Raw genomic sequence first — 20,932 nt, 5'->3', positions numbered from 1 at the left:
GCCGCTCCACTTCAGGCCCGAACCTCCTGGCGCTGGAACAGGATGTAGCCCGCCACGAACAGCACGATGGTACAGGCGATCAGGCCGACCGTCTGCGGCCAGGCGATCATCACGCTCTGACCGAACGGCAGCGGGGCGCCCATCACCGCGCCGCGGATCTGGTCGAGGAACACCGGGCCGAGCGTGCGCGTGGTCGGCGACAGCACCGCCAGCATCGCCTCGCCGAACAAATCGTTGGGCGAGAATCGTTGCAGCAACTGGCTCCAGATCGCGGTACCCGGCGTATCGAGCCCGAGCGCGGCAAAGCGCGGATCGGGTGGCACGATGGCCTGCGCGATCGCCGGTGCCAGCATCGGCCACAGCACGGTCAGGAACAGCCAGATCCCGAGCGCCACCAGCGCCGCGGTCGCCGGCGAGCGGAACACGATCGAGAGCAGCATCGCGAGCGACAGCCAGACGCCGGCGTAGAAGACCGCGATCACCAGAAAGGCAAGCGAGCGGGCAATCTCCTCGCCGCCCGGCGGCACGCCAAGAAAGATCAGGCCGAGCCCGATCACGAGCAGCCACAGCGCGGTCAGGCTGATCGCGATCGTCGCGAGCCCGGCAAGATATTTGCCGAGCAGCAGCGCGTCGCGATAGATCGGCTGCGCCAGGATGCGCGACAGCGTGCGCCGGTTGTGCTCGCTGTTGATCAGGTCGAAGCCAAGGCCGATCGCCATCAGCGGGATCAGGAATCCGAGGATGGCGACGAAGGACGGCAGCAGCGCCTGGCTCACCGTGAACAGCCGCAACAGCAGGAACGGATCCTCCGCCGTGTTCTGGCGCAGCGCCGTGATTGCCTCGTAGAGCGCCGCCATCGCCGTCACCACGATCAGAAGCTCGAGCATCAGCATGCGGACGCTCGAAATGTTGTCCGACAGCTCCTTGACGAAGACCGCGCCGACGCCCTGGAATGCTGAACCTTCACGCCGCATCGCGCACGCCTCCTGATGGAGTGGCCTGGAAGTAGTGGGCGTAGATCGCCTCGAGGCTGGGCTCGTCGACCGAGAGCCGCCGCAGTGCGCCGTTGGCCGCGACCACCGCGCGCGCGGCATCGGCGCGGACGTCGCGGTCCGCGGTCATGCGGAAGCGGTCGTCGGCGAGCGTCTCGACATTGCCGACCCCCGGGATCGCCGCAAGCCGCCGGGCAATCCCGGCACCCGTCGGCCTCGACCTCGACGACGAAGCCCGCGCCCAGCACCTGGACCGAGAGCTCGGCCACCGAGCCCATCATCGCGATCTTCCCGGCACGGAACAGCGCGACCCGATCGCAGACCCGCTGCACCTGGTCGAGCATGTGCGACGACAGCAGCACGGTGACGCCCTCGGCCTTCAACTCCCTGATCAAATCGAGGAATTCGATCGTCGCCTGTGGATCGAGGCCCGAGGTCGGCTCGTCGAGGATCGCGATCTCGGCGCGCTTGACGATGATCTCGGCAAGCCCGAGCCGCTGCCGCATGCCGCGCGAGAAGGTCGCGACCCGCTTGTCGGCAACGTCGAGCAGGCGGACACGGGTCAGCGCCGCGGCGATCCGCCGCGCGCGTTCGGCCATCGGGAGGCCCATCAGCTTGGCGGTGTAGGCGAGGTTCTCCACCGCGGTCAGATGGTCGTAGAAGCCGACGGCGTCGGGCAGATAGCCGACGCGCCGCTTGACCTGCAACGGCGACCGCGCCGGATCGAAGCCGAGCACGCTGACCCGGCCGGCCGAGATCTCCGTGAGGCCGAGCATCATCAGGATGGTCGTGGTCTTGCCGGCACCGTTCGGGCCGAGCAGCCCGAACACCTCGCCCTTCGCGATGTCGAAATTGATGGCGTCGACGACACTGGTCTTGCCGTAGCGCTTGGTGAGATCGCGCGCTGCGATGACGACCTCCGGCCGTGTTGCAGCCCTAGTGTTCTGCTGCTCGCTCATCGCCGTCCGAACCTCGCAACGGCACCGAGCATCAACAGCAGGGCGACGCCGATCACGCCGGCGCCGGCCATGCCCCAGATGGTGGACGTATTCACGGTGACGCGGAACTGGCTCGATGCCGTTTCGCCGCGCGAGGTGGCGCGCATCGCCAGCTGGTAATCACCCGCAAGCGACTTGTCGCTCGGCGTCACCAGCGCCTGAACCTCGGTGTCCTTGCCGGGCACCAGCCGCTCGATCTTGGCGGGCTGGAACGTGACCTTCCACCCGCTCGGCGCCGTTGCGGCGAGCTCGATATTATCGGCCGGCGCGGTGCCGTTATTGGTGACGACGACCGGGATCGTGCTCTGCTCGGCGGCGACGGCACGCGCACTCAGCAGTCCGTCCCGGCCGGAGAGCTGAAGCTGCGGCTGGCCGGCCACGTCGAGCGCGACCTCGGTCTGCGCCGACGCATCCTCGGCGTTGACGGTGACCTTGACCGGGAAATGCCCGGCATCGATCGCGCTCGGCGGACGCACCTTGAGCTTGATGTCCTTGGACTGCCCGGCATCGATCGGGATCGATGACAGCTCCTGGGTGCCATAGGCTTCGGTGAACGAGGTCTCGAAGTTTTGCGGCGCCGCAGCGGCGAAACTTGCGACCAGATTGCGGCCGCTGTCGTTCTTGATGGTCAGCGTATATTCGAAATTCGATTTGGGGCTGCCGCGCAATTCAGGAAGCTTTGACGATACCGTCAGTTTTGCTGGCAATTCCTTGGCGAGCGCGACCACGATCGGCAATGACGCCTCGCTGCCCTGCCCTTCGGCCTTCACCGTCAAGGTCTGCTCGGCGAGCGAGGCGTTTGCCGGCACATCGAGCCGAAGCTGCAGCGGCACGCTGGAGTCGGGCGCCGGCATCGCGGCGGCGACCGGCTGGCCACCGCCAAGCAGCGTCGCGGTCCAGCCGCTCGGCACGCCGTCGACGGAAAGCTTGTAGCGCTGCGGGCCGAGATCGTAGTTCTGCAGACGCAACGAGATATTGGAGGTGGTGCCGGGCCTGATGGTGACGGCCGGATAGTCCGTCATCAAATAGAGCCCCTTGATGTCGTGAGGCGGCTCGGCGGCATAGGCCGAGGGAACGGCAAGGGGAACAGCAAGTCCGAAGGCGACGATAAGGCGCGCAACATCGAGCGCTCGCATGGGCAAACACTCCTGCAAGAAGGGCGGGATTGGCTGACTTGACGCTGCGCGCTGGTGAACACCGTGGCAGCGGCGCGACAGATCATCGCAACAATCGTGACGAAATCTCGGCAACGTAATTACAAATGAGTAATGCGCGCGATTTCGTGCGCCGACCTTCGTCTAACGACGTTAGTCTAAAGGCCCTTGATGATCCCCGCGTCGATCAACAGGCGGTTGAAGCGGCGCGCTTCCGCGCCGTCCTCGCAGGAATAGAACGCGCCGTTGCAGCGAAGCATGATCGCCTTCTGCTCCTCGAACGACGGATCGAGCGGAATGCCCGCGGCTTCCTGAATCACCAGCGGCAGATAGGCGGCGTCGATCGTGTCCATCACCGTCGGGCTCTTCACCGGTTCGAAGTTGATGGCGTCGATCGCGTAATATGTCGCGTAGTAGCGCGGATCGTAATCCATCAGCTTCCTGCCGATGCCGGCCTCGTCGAGTCCGGGATCGAGCAGCCGCGGCGAGAACTCCGGCTGATGATCGCCATAGCGCACGATCAGGAACGGCTGCGCCGGAAACTTCTTCTTCAGCGCAGCGACGAAGCCGGCATAGTCGCTGGCGCTCATCGCCTGCCGGCGCAGATATTCGTCGACCGACGGCGAGTTGCCCGGCCGCTTCCATGCCGGCAGCAGCTCGGGACGGAATTTCCTCTCCCACGGGAAATGGTTGGCGGCGAGATAGACGAAGGTGAACAGCGGCGTGCTGAGCGTCTTCTGCTCGGCCATCAGCTTCAGCGCCTTGTCGTAGAAGAATCTGTCCGGTTCGACGTCCTTCGCATGCAGGTCATGCGCGTCGTAGAATTGCTGGATGCCGGTCGTGGTCTGGAAGCTGCGCGCGCTCATGAAGGCACCGAACGCCGGATAGAGCGACAGCGTGTCGTAGCCGCAGCGGCGCAGCGCCAGCGGCAGGCCGCGTTCGACCCGGCCCGATGCGATGCGGGTGACGAAATAGGCGAACCGGCCGAACGAGCGCGAGGACAATCCCGCCAGCACGTTGTACTCGGTGAACCAGCTCGGCCCGCCATTGCTCTCGGCGAGGAATTTTCGCTCAATGCCGTCATAGGACTTGAACTGGCTGCCATAGCCCGGCGGAACCTTGACGCCGGACGCGGCGCGGATGTCGAAGCTCGATTCATCATGGATCATGATGATGTTCGGCCGCCGACCGGCGGGGTGGCAGGCGTCGACCAGGGGCATTTTGAGCTGATCGCTCGCGCTCGGATCCGACTCCATGAAGCCATAGGCGACAAAGTCCGACACCGCCGTCACGCCGGAGCGCGCGAATTTCGACAGATAGCCGTCGTCGTAATAGCCGCGCCAGGCCTCATCCGGCCAGGCGAAGGCGTAGCCCGAGAGCGCCGCCGTGCAGGCAAGGCACGCGGCCGCGGCCGGCAGGCGGCGGATACGGAACGGATCGAGCCACCACAGCGCGTACATCAAGGGCAGCGTGACGAGGCCGGCGCCGATGATCGACCAGCGCAGGTTCGGAAAGATCGTGAGCAGGAACGCCGCGGTGTCGCGATCGATCACCATCAGGTCGACGAAGTTCGCGGTCATCTGCACCACGTCGTGCTTGAACCGCGACAGCAACACCAGCACCACGACCAGCGTCAGCGACAGCGCGCCCGACAGCGCCGGCCGGCGCAGCAATGCGATGAACAGGAAGTTGAGGATTCCCCAGGTGAGCAGAAAGCAGAGCCGCGAGCCGAAATCGGTCTCGGTCCGCAGCATCAGGATCAGCGCGCCGAGATGCGGGGCGGCGACCGCCATCAACCTCCAGACGCCGATCGCGGCGAGACCGCCGGCCAGCGCGGCGACGGAAGAGTTTTGCTGAGGCGCGGGCGCCATGGCGGGACGCAATACAACCCGGCGCAATGCCACGGCCTTGACTGGCAAGGGCCAGGAGGCACACCGCACAGCCGGAGTCTGCGCCGTGTCACAAAAACGTAGTTGAATCGTCATGAACGCGCAATGAATTTGCCCGCCCTGAGCACGCCCGGCCGGCGCGGCGGGCCTCAGACCTTCGCCGCAGGCCTTGCAATGCCGGCGATGAAGAGGTCGACGATGTCAGCGGCCATCTGCTCGGCCTCCGCCTCGGCGACGCCCCAGCGCGGCAAATGGCCGTCGATATGCATCCGCGCAAAACCGTAGACCAGGGCGCGGCCGGCGATCTGGACCTGCTTCAGATCACGCGCCGCAAGCTGACCGGCTGAAAACGCCTCCGCCAGCGTGCGCTCGGTGAGGCCGATCAACTCCGCATTGTCGCTGGAAACGCCAGCAGAGCGGTCGTGGTCGAAGAAGCGGCGGCTGGAGATGATCTCGAAATGGGTCGGGTTCTTCATCGCCCAGCGCAGATAGGCGATCCCGAGGCAGCGGAAGCGGCCGAGCGGATCGCCTGACGGCGCATCGGCCAGCGCCGTCTCGATCTCGGCGCGGAAGCGGCGCTGCGCTTCCTCGGCCACCGCGTTCATCAGGGCATCCCGGCTCGGGAAATGCCGGAACGGTGCCCCGGGCGAGACTCCGGCGCGGCGGGCGGGCCTCGCGCACGCTGACCGCCTCCGGCCCGCCCTCGCCGACCAGTTGCATGGCCGCATCGATCAGGACCCGGCGGAGGTCGCCATGATGATAGGGCTTGGCCGCCGGCACCCGCTCCGCGACGGCCGGACGCGGCTTGGCGGGCCGGCGTCCGATCGGCGGGTTTTTGGCGGGGCGACGCATGGCGCACCTCTAGCATCACCCGCTTGTGAATGTAAGCATCGATTACACGGATTGACCGCAGCTCGCCACGCAATGTAACTGGCGATTACATCAACGATGGGAGGCAGGAGATGGCGACGCGTCGAAACTGGTTCGAGGGCTGGCGGCTGTTCGGCCCGCTCACGCTGACCCTGATCGGGCTTTCGATCTGGATCGCCGCGATGCGGCAGTTCGAGGTCGACGGCGTGCGGATGGTGATCCGCTTCACGGCGCGGACCTCGCTGCTGTTGTTCTGCCTCGCCTTCTCAGCGGCGGCGCTGGCACGGCTCTGGCCGAACGCCTGGACGCACTGGCAGCGCCGCAACCGCCGCTATCTGGGCGTCACCTTCGCCGCCTCGCACGCCATCCACGCGGTCGCGATATCAGCGTTCGCAATGCTCGATCCGGCCGGCTTCGCCGCCGCGACCTCTATCGTTTCCTATATCTTCGGCGGTATCGGCTATCTCGTCATCATCGCGCTGGCCGCGACCTCGTTCGATCGCACGGCTGCGCTGCTGGGCCCGCGCGCCTGGCGCAGGCTGCATCTGATCGGCGGCTACTATCTGCTGCTGCAGTTCACGGTCTCGTTCGGCAAGCGGATTCCCGAGATGCCGCCCTACGCGCTGTTCCTCGTGCCGCTCGCCACGGTGTTCGCGCTCAGGATGATCAGCATGGCCGCGCGGCCCGCGCCGCGTCAGGCACAGGCGAGCTGAGGTGCGACCGGGTCAGATCGGATCACACCAGGTGAAACTGGCGGCCGAGCCGGCGATGCACCGATAGCACCGCGCGGTCGACGTCGCTGATCAGGCTGTCGCCGAGCACGACGTTCGGAATCTCCCAGTTGCGCCCGACCTGCCCATCGGGCAGCGCGGCGACCGCCGGCACGCGGGCGGTCTCGCAGCCGGGCTGGGCGCGCAGCGCCGCCTCCGCAAGCTGGGTCAGTTCGTTCTGGCTCTTTCCGTCGGTCATGACCAAGTCCTGGCACCGGAAGATGGCTCACTGATGGCCGAGATTCTCCAGTTCCTTGGCACGGATTTCGGTCATGCTGCGCATGCATTCGCCGGCGTCGAGGCGGGCGATGGTGCCCTCGCCGAGGTCGTAATACAGGCAATTCGCGTCACGGTACTGAATCCATAACCGTTGCGCGGTGCGCAGCTGTTCGCGCTGCTTGTCGCCCGCGGCATCCTTCAGCGCCTGCTGATAGGCGACATTCATCCGCTTGTCCCATTGCGCGGTCTTGGCCTTGAGGCACTCGACCATCTGGTAGGTATTGCCGTCGCAGGACTGTTCGGGATCGCCCTGATCGCCGGCCGAGGCCGACGAGATGGCGATGATGAAAATGGCCGCAACCAAGGACCCGAGCCTGAACACGCCTGTCGTGAGAGCCGATTTCATGCCGCCTTCCCTTCCGATGGACCCCGTAGGGCCATACGTTAGTGCGGCCTTAGCCCATCCCGTTCATATCGCTCGCACCGCGGCTGGCCTTCCCGATCCCTGCAGGATATTTCAGGGGCATGGAGGTATTCATGCGGCGGACGGTGACGCCTGCAATCGTTTTGGCCGGGTTCGGTCTGCTCGTCGGAGCGCTGTTTCGCTACGCCTTCGACCAATCCGACGAGGCCACCGTTGCGAACTATGCGCGCAGCGCGCTCGAAGGCGCCGTCATCACCCTGATCGTCTGGGCCACGCATCTCTATCTGACCACGCGCAGCGGCTGGCTGCGGCGTCTGCCGCTCGCTGTCGAGCTGGTCGTTCGCTCCGTCAGTATCGCCGTCATCGTTGCAGTTGCCGCGATGGCGCTGGAGATCATTCTGTATGGGCATGGGCTCGAGGCGAAGTGGGTTCGCGAGACCTTCCTGAAGATCGTCGGCGTGTCCCTGCTGCTGTCGGTCCCGATCACGACGATCTACGAACTGGTCCGGATGATCGGTGGGCATACGCTGCTCAACATCGTGCTTGGACGCTATCGCCAGCCGGTGCGCGAGGAACGCGTGCTGCTGTTCCTCGACCTGGTCGGCTCGACGTCGCTGGCGGAGGCGATGGGCGAGCTGCGCGTGCAGGAGCTCTTGACGCGCTTCTTCTTCGACATCGACGAGCCGATCGTGGCGCATGGCGGCGAGGTTCATGCCTATGTCGGCGACGAGGTCATCGTGACCTGGCCGGCCGACACGGGCCAGCCGTCGCGGCGGTGCCTCGACTGTGTGTTCGCGATCGAGGACCGCCTGGCCAAGCGGGCCGACCATTATCGCGAGGAGTTCGGCGTGGTGCCGGCGTTTCGCGCCGGGATGCATGCCGGCGCTGTCGTCATCGGCGAATGCGGCGACTCGCGGCGGCAGATCGCCTATTTCGGCGATACCGTGAACGTCACGGCGCGGCTGCAGGCACATTGCAAGGAGGCCGGCCGGCCGCTGCTGATATCGGGCGAGCTGCTTCGCCTGCTGCCCTCGGCCCCGGATTTTGCCGTCGAGCCGCTCGGCTCGACGCAGTTGCGCGGCCGCGCCGCCTCGATCGACATCTTCGCCGTCACGCGGCGCGCATCGTCCTAAACAATCCGTTAAGGCGCATCGCCATTGTGGCGATGGCACCAATTGCGTCTTGTCCAGTCGGGCCCCGTTAAGGATGCGACGCACCCGTATTTGCACCGGGTTCCACCTTAACGCAGGTGTAAGATCACTAGCATTATCGTGCAAACAGTTGTCATCCAAGAAAAACAAGGTTGCCCGTCGATGGCGCAACAGGCGTCACAATCGATTATTGCCGAACTCGAAGATGCCGTCCGGGACGGGACGTCGGCCAAGCGCGTGCAGACGCTGCGGCAGGTCACCGATCTGTTCCTGAACGACGGCGACCGCCTCAACGATGAACAGGTCAAGGTGTTCGACGACGTGCTTTGCCTGCTCGTCGCGCGCGTCGAGACGCGTGCGCGGGCCGAGCTCAGCAAGCGGCTCGCACCGCTCGACTACGCGCCGTTCGAGGTGATTCAGCACCTCGCCTGGGACGACGACATCAGCGTCGCCGGCGACGTGCTGACCCACTCCAGCCGCCTCTCGAACGACGCACTGCGCGAGATCGCCGCCAGCAAGGGCCAGGACCATCTGTTCGCGATCTCGGCGCGGGAGAACCTGCCGGCTTCCGTCACCGACGTCATCATCGACCGCGGCGAGGACAAGGTGATCCGGCGTCTTGCCAAGAACGCCGGCGCGCAGTTCTCCGACAACGGCTATTGCTCGATCGTCGCCCGCGCCGAAGGTGATGACGAGCTGGTCGAAATCCTCGGGCTGCGCATCGATATTCCGGCCAAGCTGCTGCGCGACCTACTGCAGCGCGCCAAGGAAACGGTGCGCGCCCGCCTGCTGGCAATCGCATCACCCAGGGCGCGCGAGGAGATCAGCCAGGTGCTGAACGACATCGCGCAGGAAGAGGCCGCGGCTCCCCGCCGCAACTACGGCATCGCCGAAGAGCTGGTCAAGCTGATGAAGCAGCTGAACGAGCTCGATGATGCGGCGGTCTACAAATTCGCCGAGGACGGCAAGTTCGACGAGGTCACGGTCGCGCTCGCCGTGCTCAACGACATGCCGATCGCGATGATCGAGCGCCTGATGCTCGGGCTGCGCTCCGACCTGCTCCTGATCCCGTGCCGCTCGGCGCGGCTCAACTGGCCGACGGTCGAAACCATCCTGCGCAAGCGGCCGCTGCCGCATCCGCTCGACCATGCGACGCTCGAGATCGCGCACCGTGATTACCGGCGGCTGTCGCTGGAGACCGCACAGCGCACCGTGCGGTTCTGGCAGCTGCACAACAGGATCGAGAAACAGCCGATAGCGGCTGGCTAGCTGCCGCCGCTGCCTTGCCGTGACAAAGAATAAAGGGTGGGCAACGCGCCCACCCTTTTTTGATTCGATGCTTAGGGTGGGTTCGCCGAAGGCGTAACCCACCAATTCGTTCCGCGCAGACGCGTCCGGCGCTTAGTTCTTGCTCTTGTCGACCAGGGCGCCCTTCTTGATCCAGGGCATCATGTCGCGCAGCTTGGCGCCGACTTCTTCGATCGGATGCTGGGCGAGCTTGGCGCGGGTCGCCTTGAACGAGGTCTGGTTGACCTTGTTCTCCAGCATCCAGTCGCGGGCGAACTTGCCGCCCTGGATGTCGGCGAGCACGCGCTTCATCTCCGCCTTGGTCTCGGCCGTGACGATACGCGGACCGGTGACATACTCGCCGTATTCGGCGGTGTTGGAGATCGAGTAGTTCATGTTGGCGATGCCGCCTTCATAGATCAGGTCGACGATCAGCTTCACTTCGTGCAGGCACTCGAAATAGGCCATCTCCGGCGCATAGCCGGCCTCGACCAGCGTCTCGTAGCCGCCCTTGATCAGCTCGACCAGGCCGCCGCAGAGCACCACCTGCTCGCCGAACAGGTCCGTCTCGCACTCTTCCTTGAAGGTGGTCTCGATGATGCCGGCGCGGCCGCCGCCGATCGCCGAGGCGTAGCTGAGGCCGAGGTCATGGGCGTTGCCCGACGAATCCTTGGCGATCGCGATCAGGCAGGGCACGCCGCCGCCGCGCTGATACTCCGAGCGCACGGTGTGGCCGGGGCCCTTCGGCGCGATCATCAGCACGTCGAGGTCGGCACGCGGATCGAGCAGGTTGAAGTGCACGTTGAGGCCGTGGGCGAACACGAGCGCCGCGCCCTTCTTCATGTTGTCGTGCAGGTGCTCGCGATAGATGTCGCCCTGCAGTTCGTCCGGGGTCAGCATCATGACGAGGTCGGCCCACTTGGCGGCCTCGGCGACTTCCATCACCTTGAAGCCGGCGTTCTCGGCCTTCTTGGCCGAGGCCGAACCCTTGCGCAGCGCGATCGCCACTTCCTTGACGCCGGAATCCTTCAGGTTCAGCGCGTGGGCATGGCCCTGGCTGCCGTAGCCGACGATGGCGACCTTCTTGCCCTTGATCAGGTTCAGGTCGGCATCGCGATCGTAGTAAACTCGCATCGTGTTTTCCTCGTTTGCAGGGGGCCAAAATCGGCCGATGAGTCAGGCTTTCGGAAGGTCAGAACCGCCGGGCGCCCGCGAATTTCCGGCGTTGTCTAGAGCATTTTTCCCCTCAGGGGAAACCCCCATCTCGCATGGCGCGGTGCGGCATCATGCGTCCATGAAGACCGGGTAAAGCGAGGCCAGCAGCAGGATGGCCATCACCACATTGAAGATGCGGATCGCCCGAGGCGAGGTCAGGATCGGCCGCAGGGCGGTGCCGAACAGCGCCCAGACGATGCAGGACACCGTCCCCAGGACCAGGCTCAGGCCGACCTGGATCGCGATGTTCCAGGGGAAGGCGGCAATCGCCGCGTAGGCCGTGATGGTGCCGATCACCATCACCCAGCCCTTGGCATTGATCCACTGGAACATGGCCGCGCCCCAGAACGTCATCGGGCCGCGGCCGGGCCGGTCGTCCTTGTCCGCCGAGGGCGGTTCGGCCATGGCGATGACGGCGGCGAGATAGAGCAGATAGGCGACGCCGCCATATTTGAGGATCGTCTGCAGCACCGGATAGGCGATGAAGACCGCCCCGAGCCCGACGCCGACCGCACCGACCATGAAGGCGAAGCCGACCGTGATGCCGACGAACACGATGCTGGAGGCGGCGGAGCCGACGAACGGCACCAGCAGCGCGAACGGCACCACCTGCGCCGCCGGATAATCCCGGAGCAGGCGGCCCCACAGCCAATAGGCAATGCTGGTGGACACGGTGCCGACAAACAGCATCGAGGCAATGCCGGCCGGCGACAGATGCGACAGCGCCTGCCACATCGGCTTCGCGCCCAGCGTCAGCAGCGACAGACCGAACAGCGGGATCGCCGCACACAGGCACAGCCATGCGAACAGGTCGAACATGCGCGCGCCCTGCGCCGGCCGCAGCAGCAGGTTTCCGATTGCGAACGAGATCGGCGAGATCATCAGGATGGCAAAGGCGGTGACGCTGAAATCGTATCCGACGGTGCCGCAGATCATCAGCAGGCCGATCGCGGCGATGGCGATGCCCACGGTCTGCAGCCGCGACGGCAATTCGCCAAACAGCACCGCAGCAAAGCCGATGGTGAACAGCGCCTGGCTCTGCACGATCACGCTGGTGAGCCCGACCGGCACGCCGCGTGCGATGGCGATGGATTGCGCAAGGAACTGGCCGAGGAACAAGGTCAGGCTGATTCCGATCAGAAGCGGCCACGAAACCTGGCCCGGCCTGGGCAGCAGCAGGCACGGCACCGCCGCGATGCCGACGCGCAGCGCCGTCATCAATTCGGGCGGCAGCTCATCGAGTGCGATCCGGCTCGCGACGAACGCAAGTCCCCAGATCACCGCGACCATGACGGCGATGCCAACATCGGCCGGCTTCATTGTTCTTCTTCTTTGGTTCGGTTTGGCTCTGTCGATGCGAGGATCTAGATCTGTTCGTCCGGCTTCGGCTTGCGCAGCAGATAGGTGCCGTGCAACGGCGCGTGGTAGTCGGCGGCGACTAGCGTGAAACCGGTCTCGGTCAGCATGCGCTCCATCACCCAGCCGAAGGTCGAGTATTCGTCGCGCATATGGGTCATCACGCTTTCGCGCTCGAAATCGTGGTTCTTGATCGAGAAATCGGCCCAGCCCTCGACATCGCGATCGACCCCGTCGGGCATGCTGACGAACACCATGTCGCGCAGATAGAAGTTCGCGCCGGGCTTCAGCGCGTTGAAGATCCGCGACAGCGCCACCGCCTTCCAGAAGTCCGGCAGGTGGTGCAGCGTGAACTCGCTGACGATCAGGTCGTAGGAATTCGGCTGATAGGCAAAGGACAACAGGCCGGCCGGCTGGGTCCGGATCTTCGCCTTGCGGTCGCGCGCATAGATTTCGGCAAGCCCGATCATCGCCGGCGAGATATCGATGGCGTCGACCTCGGCGCCCATCAGTGCCGCCTCGGTCGCCAGCACGCCGTTGCCGCAGCCGATATCGGCGATCCGCCAGCCCGGCCTGACGCCGAGCATGGTCAGCGCCTGGCGGGCACGGACATCGCTGTCCTCGCTGACGTCATAGATCGAGGCAACCGCGGTATCGAGACCGACCTGCCGCCGTTGCGTGTAGTACCAGTCGCGCGCCAACATGATTCACATCCCTTCCGGCCCACGCGTGATCGCGGCCACCCCGGTTCGTGACACCTCGACCAGACCCAGCGGGCGCATCAGGTCGATGAACTGACTGATCTTGGACGAGTTGCCCGTGATCTCGAACACGAAGCTCTCGGTCGTGGCATCGATCACCCGGGCGCGGAACGCATCCGCCAGCCGCAGCGCCTCGACGCGGTGATCGCCACCGCCCCTCACCTTGACCATCGCAAGCTCGCGCTCGATCGAGCTGCCGGTCAGCGTCATGTCGACGACCCGGTAGACCGGGATCATGCGGTCGAGCTGATGCTTGATCTGCTGGATCACCATCGGCGTGCCCGTGGTGACGATGGTGATCCGCGAGAGGTGTTTCTGGCTCTCGGTTTCCGAAACCGTGAGACTCTCGATGTTGTAGCCGCGACCGGAGAACAGCCCGATCACGCGCGCGAGCACGCCGGGCTCGTTCTGCACGAGGACGGACAGCGTGTGCGTCTCGTTCGGATCGTGACGTTCCTCGAGGAAGTAGGCGGATGCGGGCTGGTTCATGGTCGTCCCCTTACATTCTTTTCACGCCACCGCCCGCTGGGCGGCCGGCGCAGCATCCGTCCCGATCCAGGTCCGGAACAGATCGAAATCGATATTGCCGCCGCTCAGGATCAGGCCGACCCGCTTGCCGGCGAGCTTGCTCTTTTCCTGCAGCGCGGCCGCGAGCGCCGCGGCGCCTGCGCCCTCGGCGAGATTGTGGGTGTCGGTCCAGTAAGCGCGGATCGCCTGCCCAACCTCGTCGTCGGTGGCCTGCACGATGCGCGAGGCGCCCTTGCGGATCAGGGCGAACGCATCGGCGTCCGGGATCCGCGTCGCCATGCCGTCGGCAAGCGTGTTGCTGGTCTCGGTGGTCACGATCTTGCCGGCCGCGAACGACAGCGCATAGGACGGCGCCTCGGTCGACTGCACGCCGACGATCTCGGTCTTCAGGCCGAGCAGGTCGCGCGCCATGATGCAGCCGGAGATGCCGGAGCCCTGCCCGATCGGCACATAGAGAATGTCGAGATCGGGCGCCGCACGAAACAGCTCGAGCGCGTAGGTCGCAACACCCAGCACCAGGTCCGGATGGAACGACGGCACCATGTGCAGGCCGGCGAACTGGGCACGGCGCTCGGCCTCTTCCCGCGCGGCCTGGAAGTCCTCGCCGTGCTCGACCAGTTCGGCGCCGAACGCATGCATGGCACGGTTCTTCTCGACCGAGTTGCCGCGCGGCACGTAGATCACCGCGGGCACGCCGTGGCGGCTCGCGGCAAACGCCAGACTCTGGCCGTGATTGCCGCGCGTCGCCGAGATGATGCCGGGCACATCGGGCCGCTCGCGCTTCAACCGCTCGAGATAGACCAGGCCGCCGCGCACCTTGAAGGCACCGATCGGCGTGTGGTTCTCATGCTTGACCACGACCTCGGTGCCGAGCCGTTCGGCCAGCAACGGCCAGGCATACGCCGGCGTCGCCGGCACCGCGGTGCCGACGATCCTGTGCGCGCGCTCGAGCTCGCTGAGATCAAACATGGGAGCCGCCCTCCATCCGAGCGTGCGATAGGCTCCCTCGCCCCGCTCTTCGCGGGGAGAGGGTTGGGGTGAGGGGCTGCCTCCAAGGCAATGGTGAGAGACGGACTCGCGGAGACTCCCCCTCACCCGGATTGCGCTCACGCGCAATCCGACCTCTCCCCGCAAGCGGGGCGAGGTGAAGAGAGAGTGCTCCGCGCCGATCCGTCATCACACCAGCGCCTTGCCGCCGGAGAAGGCCTTCGCGGTCGCCTCATCGGTCGCTTCTTCCGGCAGCAGCATCTCGTTGTGCGCCTTGCCCGACGGGATCATCGGGAAGCAGTTCTCCAGCGCGGCGACGCGGCAGTCGAACAGCACCGGGCGCCTGATCGAGATCATCTCCTTGATCGCGCCATCGAGGTCGGACGGCTTGGTCGCCTGCAGGCCGACGCAGCCATAGGCATCGGCGAGCTTGACGAAGTCCGGCAGCGCCTCGGAGTACGAATGCGACAGGCGGTTGCCGTGCAGCAGCTGCTGCCACTGCCGCACCATGCCCATGTACTGGTTGTTCAGGATGAAGATCTTGATCGGCAGCTCGAACTGAACCGCGGTCGACATCTCCTGGATCGTCATCTGCACCGAGGCGTCGCCGGCGATGTCGATCACCAGGCTGTCCGGATGCGCCACCTGCACGCCGACCGCGGCCGGCAGGCCGTAGCCCATGGTGCCGAGACCGCCCGAGGTCATCCAGCGGTGCGGCTCCTCGAAGCCGAAGAACTGCGCGGCCCACATCTGGTGCTGACCGACTTCGGTCGTGATGTAGGTGTCCTTGCCGCGGGTCAGCTCGAACAGGCGCTGGATCGCGTATTGCGGCAGGATGATATCGTTGTTCTTGCGGTAGGACAGCGAGTTGCGCGCGCGCCATTGCGCGATCTGCTGCCACCACGTCTTGATATCCGGCTTCTTCGCCTCCGCCTTGAACACCTGCAACAGGTCGCCGAGCACATTGCCGGCGTCGCCGATGATCGGCACGTCGACGCGGATGTTCTTGTTGATCGAGGACGGGTCGATATCGATGTGGATTTTCTTCGAGCCCGGCGAGAAGGCATCGACGCGGCCGGTGATGCGGTCGTCGAAGCGCGCGCCGACGCACAGCATGACGTCGCAATCATGCATCGTCATGTTGGCTTCGTAGGTGCCGTGCATGCCGAGCATGCCGAGCCAGTTCGGCCCCGACGCCGGATAGGCGCCCAGTCCCATCAGGGTCGAGGTGATCGGGAAGCCGGTCGCCTCCACCAGCTGACGCAGCAGCTTTGAGGCCTCCGGACCCGAATTGATCACGCCGCCGCCGGAATAGATCACGGGACGCTTTGCATTGGCGAGCAGCGCCACCGCCTTGCGGATCTGGGTCGCATCGCCCTTCACGCGCGGCGTGTAGGAGATGTGAACGTCCGACTTGCGCGGCGGATGATAGGTGCCGGTCGCGAACTGCACGTCCTTCGGCACGTCGACCAGCACCGGACCGGGGCGGCCGGTGGTGGCGACATAGAAGGCTTCGTGCAGCACCCTGGCGAGGTCGTTGACGTCGCGCACCAGCCAGTTGTGCTTGGTGGCGGGCCGCGTGATGCCGACGGTGTCGCATTCCTGGAAGGCGTCGTTGCCGATCAGGTGGGTCGGCACCTGGCCGGTGATGCAGACCAGCGGTATCGAATCCATCAGCGCGTCGGTCAGCGGCGTCACCATGTTGGTGGCGCCGGGCCCCGACGTCACCAGCACCACGCCGGGTTTGCCGGTCGAGCGGGCATAGCCTTCGGCGGCATGGCCGGCGCCCTGCTCGTGGCGGACGAGGATATGCTCGACTTCGCTCTGCTGGAAAATCTCGTCGTAGATCGGAAGCACCGCGCCGCCGGGATAGCCGAAGACATGCTGCACGCCGTGATCGATGAGCGCGCGCACGATCATCGCGGCGCCGGTCATCTGATTGGGATCGTGGCTCTTGTCGGTCATGGTTCGCTCCGGATGCGCTTGTTTTTGCGCGGCTTTTGTCAGTTCTCGTCAGTTCTGCTTCGGGCAATAAAAAGGGGCCCCAGAGGCCCCATGCACACCGCCCGAATTTGGATGGCCGCTAGCCATCCCCGGCGGTGTGCCTGGGTACGACGGCGATAAGCAGTTTGGTAATAATGTTGCGCACGAGGTGACCCAGTCTTCTCAAAGGTTGCGCGAACATAGCGGCCAAACCCCGAATGTCAAGGCAAGGCAGCCAGTTTCGCGATTTTTGAATTGTAACGGGGTTCCGACCGTTCGGCGAGTGTTTTTGCGCAGCGCAACGCGCATGGCAGACGGGCGCGCGGCGGCCGGAGGCGCTTCCGCAGCCCGGATGGCCGCTGCGCTCCATCTGGGGCTATAGGATTTGCTGCTGCAGCCACCCCTTCGCGGCCTCGGGCACCACCCATTCGAATTCCGGGAGCTGGTGGCGAAACCAGGTGAACTGGCGCTTGGCGTAGTGGCGGGTGTCGGCCCGGCCGATCTCGGCGGCCTCCGCCCGGCTGATCTCGCCCTTGAGGTGCCGGATCAGGGCCGGGACGCCATGTGCCTTCATCGCCGGCAGCAGCGGATCGAGCCCGCGCGCGGCCAGCGCCGCGACCTCGTCGAGCGCACCAGTATCGAGCATCGCGCCAAACCGCGCGTCGATCCGCGCATAGAGCCGCTCGCGCTCCGGCGCAAGAAACAGCGCGTGGAATTGGCCCGGCGGCAGCAGCGGCGGCAGGCCATTGCGATGCCAGTCCGGCAGCGGGCGGCCGGTGGCCTCGACGACCTCGAGCGCCCGCGCGATGCGGGTGCGGTCGCGCGGCTTCAGCCGATCGGCCGACACCGGATCGCGCGCCGCAAGCTCGGCATGCAGCGCCTCGACGCCGTGCTGCTCCAGCCTTGCGCGCACGCCGTCACGCACATCGGGGGGGATCGGCGGCACCGCCGATAGCCCGCGCGTCAGTGCCTTGAAATACAGGCCCGAGCCGCCAATGAAGATCGGCAGGCGCTTGTCCGCACGGGCCTCGCCGAGCACCCTGGCCGCGTCAGTCACCCAGGCACCGGCGGAGAAATTCACACCGGCATCGACATGGCCATAGAGCCTGTGCGGAACCTGCGCCTCCTCGGCGGCGGTCGGCCGTGCGGTGATGATCCGGAGGTCGCGATAGACCTGCATCGAGTCGGTGTTGATCACGACCCCGCCGGCGCGCTGGGCAAGCTCGAGCGCCAGCGCCGACTTGCCGCTGGCGGTCGGCCCTGCGATAAGCACCGCCTTGTCCAACAATTCTGAATGCGCCTGCATGTCCCTCGTTGCCACGCTGATCTGCAATCCTGCAAGCCCCGCGCTCGACTCCACCATCGTCGACGGTGCGCGGGCCGTGCTGCCCTCACCGGGCCCGGTGCAGTGGCTGTTCAACGAGGTCGCCGTCGACATCCCGTTCGAGAGCCAAAATTCCAGCGGAGACGCCGGCAGGGACGACATCAAGGCCATCGAGGAGCGCCTGCGCCAGGCCCGCGGCGACCTGCCGATCGACATTGTCGTGCAGCCTCGGATCGGCCGGCGCAAGAAGCTTTTTCTGGCCGACATGGATTCGACCATGATCGGCCAGGAATGCATCGACGAGCTCGCCGATTTCGCCGGGCTGAAGGCCCATGTCGCCGCCATCACCGAGCGCGCGATGCGCGGCGAGATCGAGTTCGAATCGGCGCTGCGCGAGCGCGTCGCGCTGCTCAAGGGCCTGCCGGTCGGCGTCGTCGACGAGGTGCTGGAGAAACACATCACGCCGACGCCGGGCGGCCGCGCGCTGGTCACGACGATGCGCGCGCACGGCGCCTATACCTGCCTGATCTCCGGCGGCTTCACCCTGTTCACCAAGGTGGTCGCGGAGAAGATCGGCTTCCAGGAGAACCGCGCCAACCAGTTGCAGGTCGCGGACGGCAAGTTGACCGGCGAAGTGGTCGAGCCGATTCTCGGCCGCGCCGCCAAGCTCGCCACCCTGGTCGAGCTGACCGAATCCTTCGACCTCGACGACATCGACACGCTGGTCGCGGGCGATGGCGCCAACGATCTCGGCATGATCCAGGCCGCAGGTCTCGGCGTCGCCTATCACGCCAAGCCGGCAGTCGCAGCCGCCGCGGCGGCGCGGATCGATCACGGCGACCTCACCGCGCTGCTCTATGCGCAGGGCTATCGCCGGGACGAATTCGTGGCGGAGTAGGCTCGCGAAGCTTGTCTTCCCGGCCGAGTGCGCGTTTGCGCACGGAGCCGGGCCCCATAACCACCGATGCCGATTGCCTGGAAAAGCCGTTGCCGACTTTTCTCAACAGGAGCGGCCGCGGCGTACTGGATCCCCCGCTTTCGCGGGGGATGACAGTGAGGGTGAGGCGTCAGCGCGCCTCTACTGCACCCCGAGCGCGACGAAGCGCAGTTCGCCGTCGCCGTTGGAGACCAGCAGCAGCACGGACTTCTTGCCGTCCTTCTTCAGCTGGTCGATCCGCTTCTTGATGTCGGCGGCGCTGGACACCGCCTCCTGCGCCACCTCGACGATGACGTCGCCAGCCGACAGACGCTTCTCGGCAGCATCGGAGTTGCTGTCGACGCCGGTCACAATGACACCCTTCACGCTGTCCTTGATCTTGTACTTGGTGCGCAGATCCTTGCTCAGAGCCGCGAGATCGAGACCGAGCGCCTTCTGGGTCACCGGCTTCTCGGCGGTGTCGTCCTTGGGCTTGGCGTTTGCCTGCTGAACCTTGTCGTTGTCCTCGAGCCGGCCAAGCGTGACCTTGCGGGTCTCTTCATTGCCCTTGCGGATGACGACGACGTCGACTTCCTTGCCGACCGCGGTATCGGCGACGATGCGCGACAGATCCTTCGGATCCTTGACGTCCTTGCCGTCGAACTTGACGACGACGTCGCCCGGCTCGATGCCGGCCGGCTTGGCCGGGCCCTTGTCGTCGACGCCGGCAACAAGCGCGCCGCGTGCCGGCTTGATGTTGAGGCTGTCGGCGATCTCATCGGTGACCTGCTGGATGCGAACGCCGAGCCAGCCGCGGCGCAATTCGCCGAACTTCTGCAACTGGTCGACGACGCCGGCCACCGTCTTCGACGGCACGGCGAAACCGAGGCCGATCGAGCCCCCGGTCGGGGAGATGATCAGCGTGTTGACGCCGATCACCTCGCCATCGAGGTTGAACAGCGGACCGCCGGAATTGCCGCGGTTGATGGCGGCGTCGGTCTGGATGTAGCTGTCATACGGCCCTTGGCTGATGTCGCGGTTCTTGGCCGAGACGATGCCTGCGGTCACCGTGCCGCCGAGGCTGAACGGGTTGCCGATCGCGACCACCCAGTCGCCGAGGCGGATCTTGTCGCTGTCGCCGAACTTGACCGCGGTGAGCGGCTTCGGCGGCTTGAACTTCAGAACCGCGAGATCGGTCTTCTTGTCGACCCCGACCAGCTCGGCCTTGATCTTGGTGCCGTCGTTGAGAATGACGTTGATCTCGTCGGCGTCGGCGATGACGTGGTTATTGGTGACGACGATGCCCGCGGTGTCGACGATGAAGCCCGAGCCGAGCGAGTTGGTCTTGCGCGGCTGGAACTCGCCGCTCTTGTCGCCGCCCTTGCCGGGCGGGCCGCGGCGGTTCTTGAAGAAGTCGTCGAAGAATTCCTCGAACGGCGAGCCCGGCGGCAATTGCGGCATCGTCCGGTCCTTGGCCTCGATCGTCTGCGACGTCGAGATGTTGACGACGGCGTCGATCACCTTCTCGGCGATGTCGGCGATACCCTCGGGGCCGCGTGCGAACGCCGGCACGGAGCTCAGCATGCTCGCAGCACCGATCGAGATCGCAGCTCCCATCATGCGGAGGCGACGGCTCAGGGCTGGTCTGGCAGCGATCATGTCGGAGTTTCTCCAGGCAAACGGGTTCAAATTAGCTGGTCGCAGTATGCGCCCGTGATTACAGAGTGCGCCCGAACGGGCATATGGCGCAAGCATCTCACCCGGGCATTTCGGCGAAAAACCGGCCGCCAGAGGCTCACGATTATGTTCATTCCGGCGCGGTCTGCGCGGTGGAACAGGCAATGGTCAGCGCCGCACCAGCCAGATCAGGATCAGTCCCGCAACCGCCGAACCGATGCCGACGATGCGCAGAATGTTGTCGGGCGTGGCCAGCGCGCTCTTCATCGCCCGGCGCATCCAGGCGGGGCTTGCCGCAAACAGGATGCCTTCGAGCACGAACAGGATTCCCAACCCGATGAGGAAGTCGCCGAACGCTATGGACTTCATCGGATGGCAGCCTCCCGCTCGATGCTTGTTGTTGTTGAGTGGCGGCGACGCGGTATCCGCAT

At 65.6% G+C, this 20,932-nt stretch carries 20 protein-coding genes and 1 pseudogene; 4 read left to right on the top strand and 17 right to left on the bottom strand.

Going from position 1 to position 20,932, the window contains the following annotated elements; all coding sequences use genetic code 11:
* Positions 1–11: 11 nt before the first annotated feature.
* From ACVW1C_RS32385 to ACVW1C_RS32365, 5 genes are all read right to left on the bottom strand, one after another.
* Positions 12–974: an ABC transporter permease gene (locus ACVW1C_RS32385; RefSeq protein WP_456761732.1), complete on the bottom strand. Its 963-nt coding sequence runs from the start codon at positions 972–974 to the stop codon at positions 12–14.
* Positions 887–1,951, bottom strand: a complete 1,065-nt coding sequence (locus ACVW1C_RS32380; protein ID WP_456761731.1) for an ABC transporter ATP-binding protein — start codon at positions 1,949–1,951, stop codon at positions 887–889. The genes ACVW1C_RS32385 and ACVW1C_RS32380 overlap by 88 nt, the downstream gene beginning before the upstream one ends.
* Positions 1,948–3,126 carry a COG1470 family protein gene (locus ACVW1C_RS32375; protein ID WP_456761730.1) on the bottom strand — a complete coding sequence of 393 codons (1,179 nt, stop codon included), beginning with the start codon at positions 3,124–3,126 and terminating at the stop codon, positions 1,948–1,950. The genes ACVW1C_RS32380 and ACVW1C_RS32375 overlap by 4 nt, the downstream gene beginning before the upstream one ends.
* A 176-nt stretch (positions 3,127–3,302) precedes the next feature.
* Entirely contained in the window at positions 3,303–5,015 is a 1,713-nt protein-coding gene (locus tag ACVW1C_RS32370; protein WP_456761729.1) for a sulfatase-like hydrolase/transferase, read from the bottom strand.
* A gap of 167 nt (positions 5,016–5,182) precedes the next feature.
* Complete coding sequence (locus ACVW1C_RS32365) at positions 5,183–5,638, bottom strand: TetR-like C-terminal domain-containing protein (protein ID WP_456761728.1); 456 nt, start codon at positions 5,636–5,638, stop codon at positions 5,183–5,185.
* A 357-nt stretch (positions 5,639–5,995) separates the two neighbouring features.
* On the opposite strand from ACVW1C_RS32365, the gene ACVW1C_RS32360 reads away from it, so the two are divergent.
* Entirely contained in the window at positions 5,996–6,616 is a 621-nt protein-coding gene (locus tag ACVW1C_RS32360; RefSeq protein ID WP_456761727.1) for a hypothetical protein, read from the top strand.
* A 22-nt stretch (positions 6,617–6,638) separates the two neighbouring features.
* On the opposite strand, the gene ACVW1C_RS32355 is transcribed toward ACVW1C_RS32360, so the two are convergent.
* A complete protein-coding gene (locus ACVW1C_RS32355) occupies positions 6,639–6,872 on the bottom strand; it encodes a hypothetical protein (protein WP_456761726.1) in 234 nt (77 codons plus the stop codon).
* 27 nt (positions 6,873–6,899) lie between these two features.
* On the bottom strand, positions 6,900–7,298 hold the full coding sequence (locus ACVW1C_RS32350; protein ID WP_456761725.1) for a lysozyme inhibitor LprI family protein: 399 nt from the start codon (positions 7,296–7,298) through the stop codon (positions 6,900–6,902).
* 131 nt (positions 7,299–7,429) lie between these two features.
* On the opposite strand from ACVW1C_RS32350, the gene ACVW1C_RS32345 reads away from it, so the two are divergent.
* Together ACVW1C_RS32345 and ACVW1C_RS32340 are read left to right on the top strand one after the other, a co-directional pair.
* Entirely contained in the window at positions 7,430–8,449 is a 1,020-nt protein-coding gene (locus ACVW1C_RS32345) for an adenylate/guanylate cyclase domain-containing protein (protein WP_456761724.1), read from the top strand.
* A gap of 180 nt (positions 8,450–8,629) precedes the next feature.
* A complete protein-coding gene (locus tag ACVW1C_RS32340; protein ID WP_456761723.1) occupies positions 8,630–9,736 on the top strand; it encodes a DUF2336 domain-containing protein in 1,107 nt (368 codons plus the stop codon).
* Positions 9,737–9,868: 132 nt separating this feature from the next.
* On the opposite strand, the gene ilvC is transcribed toward ACVW1C_RS32340, so the two are convergent.
* From ilvC to miaA, 8 genes and pseudogenes are all read right to left on the bottom strand, one after another.
* Complete coding sequence (gene ilvC / locus ACVW1C_RS32335; RefSeq protein ID WP_028342350.1) at positions 9,869–10,888, bottom strand: ketol-acid reductoisomerase; 1,020 nt, start codon at positions 10,886–10,888, stop codon at positions 9,869–9,871.
* Between the two features lie 150 nt (positions 10,889–11,038).
* Positions 11,039–11,659 carry a LysE family translocator gene (locus ACVW1C_RS32330; protein ID WP_456763232.1) on the bottom strand — a complete coding sequence of 207 codons (621 nt, stop codon included), beginning with the start codon at positions 11,657–11,659 and terminating at the stop codon, positions 11,039–11,041.
* Between the two features lie 252 nt (positions 11,660–11,911).
* Positions 11,912–12,259: pseudogene (locus ACVW1C_RS32325) on the bottom strand (EamA family transporter); the annotation flags it as partial.
* Positions 12,260–12,333: 74 nt separating this feature from the next.
* A complete protein-coding gene (locus ACVW1C_RS32320; RefSeq protein ID WP_456761722.1) occupies positions 12,334–13,029 on the bottom strand; it encodes a class I SAM-dependent methyltransferase in 696 nt (231 codons plus the stop codon).
* 3 nt (positions 13,030–13,032) lie between these two features.
* Complete coding sequence (ilvN, locus tag ACVW1C_RS32315) at positions 13,033–13,575, bottom strand: acetolactate synthase small subunit (RefSeq protein ID WP_016841057.1); 543 nt, start codon at positions 13,573–13,575, stop codon at positions 13,033–13,035.
* Between the two features lie 21 nt (positions 13,576–13,596).
* Positions 13,597–14,583, bottom strand: a complete 987-nt coding sequence (locus tag ACVW1C_RS32310) for a threonine dehydratase (RefSeq protein ID WP_456761721.1) — start codon at positions 14,581–14,583, stop codon at positions 13,597–13,599.
* A gap of 207 nt (positions 14,584–14,790) precedes the next feature.
* A complete protein-coding gene (locus ACVW1C_RS32305) occupies positions 14,791–16,566 on the bottom strand; it encodes an acetolactate synthase 3 large subunit (RefSeq protein WP_456761720.1) in 1,776 nt (591 codons plus the stop codon).
* A 394-nt stretch (positions 16,567–16,960) separates the two neighbouring features.
* Entirely contained in the window at positions 16,961–17,890 is a 930-nt protein-coding gene (miaA, locus tag ACVW1C_RS32300; RefSeq protein WP_456761719.1) for a tRNA (adenosine(37)-N6)-dimethylallyltransferase MiaA, read from the bottom strand.
* Between miaA and serB the strand changes: the two genes are divergently transcribed.
* Complete coding sequence (serB, locus tag ACVW1C_RS32295) at positions 17,889–18,806, top strand: phosphoserine phosphatase SerB (protein ID WP_456761718.1); 918 nt, start codon at positions 17,889–17,891, stop codon at positions 18,804–18,806. The two genes, miaA and serB, sit on opposite strands and share 2 nt — an antisense overlap.
* A gap of 180 nt (positions 18,807–18,986) precedes the next feature.
* On the opposite strand, the gene ACVW1C_RS32290 is transcribed toward serB, so the two are convergent.
* The gene (locus ACVW1C_RS32290; protein WP_176529885.1) at positions 18,987–20,483 is read right to left on the bottom strand and encodes a Do family serine endopeptidase; all 1,497 of its coding nucleotides are present in this window, start codon (positions 20,481–20,483) and stop codon (positions 18,987–18,989) included.
* Positions 20,484–20,669: 186 nt separating this feature from the next.
* A complete protein-coding gene (locus ACVW1C_RS32285) occupies positions 20,670–20,870 on the bottom strand; it encodes a DUF2065 domain-containing protein (RefSeq protein ID WP_092115850.1) in 201 nt (66 codons plus the stop codon).
* Positions 20,871–20,932 lie beyond the last annotated feature (62 nt).

The sequence above is a fragment of the Bradyrhizobium sp. USDA 4011 genome, from assembly GCF_054063415.1.
Note: the sequence above shows the minus strand (reverse complement) of the source record. Positions and strands in the feature narration are given on the sequence as shown.

Coding starts and splice junctions, on each gene's coding strand:
- ACVW1C_RS32385 (WP_456761732.1), bottom strand. CDS start 974: ATGCGGCGTGAAGGTTCAGCATTCCAGGGCGTCGGCGCGGTCTTCGTC.
- ACVW1C_RS32380 (WP_456761731.1), bottom strand. CDS start 1,951: ATGAGCGAGCAGCAGAACACTAGGGCTGCAACACGGCCGGAGGTCGTC.
- ACVW1C_RS32375 (WP_456761730.1), bottom strand. CDS start 3,126: ATGCGAGCGCTCGATGTTGCGCGCCTTATCGTCGCCTTCGGACTTGCT.
- ACVW1C_RS32370 (WP_456761729.1), bottom strand. CDS start 5,015: ATGGCGCCCGCGCCTCAGCAAAACTCTTCCGTCGCCGCGCTGGCCGGC.
- ACVW1C_RS32365 (WP_456761728.1), bottom strand. CDS start 5,638: ATGAACGCGGTGGCCGAGGAAGCGCAGCGCCGCTTCCGCGCCGAGATC.
- ACVW1C_RS32360 (WP_456761727.1), top strand. CDS start 5,996: ATGGCGACGCGTCGAAACTGGTTCGAGGGCTGGCGGCTGTTCGGCCCG.
- ACVW1C_RS32355 (WP_456761726.1), bottom strand. CDS start 6,872: ATGACCGACGGAAAGAGCCAGAACGAACTGACCCAGCTTGCGGAGGCG.
- ACVW1C_RS32350 (WP_456761725.1), bottom strand. CDS start 7,298: ATGAAATCGGCTCTCACGACAGGCGTGTTCAGGCTCGGGTCCTTGGTT.
- ACVW1C_RS32345 (WP_456761724.1), top strand. CDS start 7,430: ATGCGGCGGACGGTGACGCCTGCAATCGTTTTGGCCGGGTTCGGTCTG.
- ACVW1C_RS32340 (WP_456761723.1), top strand. CDS start 8,630: ATGGCGCAACAGGCGTCACAATCGATTATTGCCGAACTCGAAGATGCC.
- ilvC (WP_028342350.1), bottom strand. CDS start 10,888: ATGCGAGTTTACTACGATCGCGATGCCGACCTGAACCTGATCAAGGGC.
- ACVW1C_RS32330 (WP_456763232.1), bottom strand. CDS start 11,659: ATGCTGTTTGTCGGCACCGTGTCCACCAGCATTGCCTATTGGCTGTGG.
- ACVW1C_RS32320 (WP_456761722.1), bottom strand. CDS start 13,029: ATGTTGGCGCGCGACTGGTACTACACGCAACGGCGGCAGGTCGGTCTC.
- ilvN (WP_016841057.1), bottom strand. CDS start 13,575: ATGAACCAGCCCGCATCCGCCTACTTCCTCGAGGAACGTCACGATCCG.
- ACVW1C_RS32310 (WP_456761721.1), bottom strand. CDS start 14,583: ATGTTTGATCTCAGCGAGCTCGAGCGCGCGCACAGGATCGTCGGCACC.
- ACVW1C_RS32305 (WP_456761720.1), bottom strand. CDS start 16,566: ATGACCGACAAGAGCCACGATCCCAATCAGATGACCGGCGCCGCGATG.
- serB (WP_456761718.1), top strand. CDS start 17,889: ATGTCCCTCGTTGCCACGCTGATCTGCAATCCTGCAAGCCCCGCGCTC.
- miaA (WP_456761719.1), bottom strand. CDS start 17,890: ATGCAGGCGCATTCAGAATTGTTGGACAAGGCGGTGCTTATCGCAGGG.
- ACVW1C_RS32290 (WP_176529885.1), bottom strand. CDS start 20,483: ATGATCGCTGCCAGACCAGCCCTGAGCCGTCGCCTCCGCATGATGGGA.
- ACVW1C_RS32285 (WP_092115850.1), bottom strand. CDS start 20,870: ATGAAGTCCATAGCGTTCGGCGACTTCCTCATCGGGTTGGGAATCCTG.